Annotated in this window: 2 protein-coding genes; both read right to left on the bottom strand. The window is 68.6% G+C overall.

Translation table 11 applies throughout. The features are described from left to right. Window positions 1-31 precede the first annotated feature (31 nt). Complete coding sequence (locus ACZ5VQ_RS49290) at window positions 32-1,579, bottom strand: ISKra4 family transposase (protein WP_469110757.1); 1,548 nt, start codon at window positions 1,577-1,579, stop codon at window positions 32-34. A gap of 44 nt (window positions 1,580-1,623) precedes the next feature. Continuing rightward, window positions 1,624-2,178 carry a hypothetical protein gene (locus ACZ5VQ_RS49295; protein WP_307530300.1) on the bottom strand — a complete coding sequence of 185 codons (555 nt, stop codon included), beginning with the start codon at window positions 2,176-2,178 and terminating at the stop codon, window positions 1,624-1,626. Window positions 2,179-2,283: the final 105 nt, after the last annotated feature.

A 2,283-nucleotide genomic window follows, 5' to 3' on the forward strand; every position in this document is an offset into this window, starting at 1 on the left:
GGGTGTGGCTCTCCTGTAGGGACGTTCCTGATCAGGCCGTGAGGTTGTAGTTGTGCTGGTCGGGGGTGGAGTAGAGGCGTTTGTGCTCGCGGGTGAGGTGGAACGCCCAGTAGGTGTTGAAGTCGCCGTTGTCTTTCAGGGCCCGGAGTTTGAGGATGGCCTCGGCGCCCTGGAGGCCCCAGCGACTGCCGGTGATGTCGAGTCGGTCGCCCACGATGTGGCGGCAGGCGCCTTCGATCGCGCCGGTGGCGATCGGCCAGCCCGCCGCCAGGGCGGTGTCGTAGCGGAGCTGACCGAGGTGCCCGGTGAGGTAGCGGACGCAGGTGTCGACGCCCTCGCGCCGGGTGCCGTGCAGCCCGGTCCGGTCGGCCTGAGTGGTGATCTCGGTGGCGGCGCGGGCGGCCTGGCCGTGAAGGATGGTGGTGAGGTGGCCGGCAACCCAGGCTTCGGCCGCCGCTGTGCCGGGCTTGTGGAAGCAGTGAGCCGCGTCCCAGATGTACTCACTGACGTGCACGAAGTCGAGCAGGATGTGCACCTTGATGCCTCGTCTGCCGGCTTCGGCCTGGATCAGGCCGAGTTGGTGGCGGGCTCCGTCGACCAGGACGACCCAGTCCCGCAGATGGTCCCGGTCGCGGGCGGCGGCCTGGTCGAACGCGGCGGCGATGACCTGCTCGGGTGGATGGACCAGGGAAGCGGTGAGCCACTTGCGGTGTGCTCTCGGCCCGGAGCGGGGGGTGCGGGCAAGGGTGCTGCGGCCCTCGGGCGGGGCGATCACATCGTGCGGTCGGCGCGGGGCGGGATCGGCGTCGAAGACGCAGGCCAGGGTGGCCATTCGTTTCCGGTGCGGCTTCTCGCCCGGGGCGAGTCGGGTCCGCAGGGCATGCTGGCTGTTCAGGTGTGCTTTGAGCGTTGCGGGCCGCAGTGCCTCGGGCCTCATCACGACGCCCTTGCCGTCGACCTGCATCACGAGCACGGTGGTCGCGGTCGACGGGAGAGGGATCATGCACCGGTAGAAGTCGTCGATGTCCACCGCCGCGGCGACGACCAGCCCTTCGGCCTGCCGTTTGCCCAGCACCTTCCCGCAACGGTCCTCAATCGCGGCTCTCGCCTGGTCGTATGAGCCGCGGACGGCCTCGATCACGGCCAGACGACGCAGGCCGAACGAGTGCCGGCCGGCGGGCAGCGAGAGTGAGATGTCGGCGGGGTGGACGTTGATCAGTCCCTTCTGCCGCCAGGCGGTCCGCGTCACCGTGACCGTGCCGAACAGGCAGGCCAGCTTGCGGGAGTGCCCCGCCTCGTGGTGCGGACGGATGCGCCCGTCCGCACCACGGACCACTTCCGTGTTCCCCGCGAGCAATCGTTCCTGGATCTGTTCCCGCTCTCGTAAGGCGCGGAGATCGAAGTGGTCTTGCAGCAGCCGCCGCAACAGCTCCCGGCCCCTGACTTCCACGAGTTCTTCCAACTCATGGTGGGTCAAAGCGGCCGCCTGCGGCCCTGCCAGCGTGCCTGTCAGGCATTCGAAGGCGCTTGCCGAGGCGGCGAACGAGTCGATGGCATCGAAGGTGTCGTACGGTTTCACCCGGCTCTTCTTTCTCCGGTTCGGATCGGTTCGCACCTTCGAATCTAGAGAGAAGAGCCTTTATCGTTCCGCGAGTTCGCCGATTCGCCGCCCGGTGCCGGGTGAGCCGGCGCGAACCGGCCGGGCTGGTCCTCGATCAGCCAGCCCCGTTCCACCAGCCGTTTGAGTTTCCCCCGCGTCCCCTCGATCTTCGCGGTCACCGCGGGCAGTCCGATCCGGGGCACGATCTGCTTGGCCTGCATCGGAGACGACGCGTCCGCGATCACCTCGACGATGTCCCGGTACACATCCGGCAGCACGTCCGTCGTGAGACCTTCCCGCCAGTGCGGCACCATGATCGACCCCACCACCCGCACTTCGGGCTCCACCTGCGCCTCCGCCGCCACCGGTTCCCGCAACGGCGCAGTCTCGGTCACGTCCTGCCCGGACAGCTCGGCGAGCACCTGGGTCACCGTCTCGCGCGTCACCCGCAGCCGCGACCACGCCTCCCGCTCGCCCACCAACCGCGAGGTCAACTCGGCGATCTCCGCCTCGAGTTCCTCCACCCGGGCACGAGCCGCAGCCTCCCGCGCCTCCAACTCCTCGATCAACGACACCATCGACGCCCCCTACTTCACCCGCCACAGTAGAAGGACGCCTACCCCGCCCACACCGTCAACCAGTGTTCTCCCAGCTCAGGGCTTCCCTACAGGAGAGCCACACCC

It is taken from the genome of Streptomyces sp. NPDC033178 (assembly GCF_055577685.1).

Coding starts and splice junctions, on each gene's coding strand:
- ACZ5VQ_RS49295 (WP_307530300.1), bottom strand. CDS start 2,178: ATGGTGTCGTTGATCGAGGAGTTGGAGGCGCGGGAGGCTGCGGCTCGT.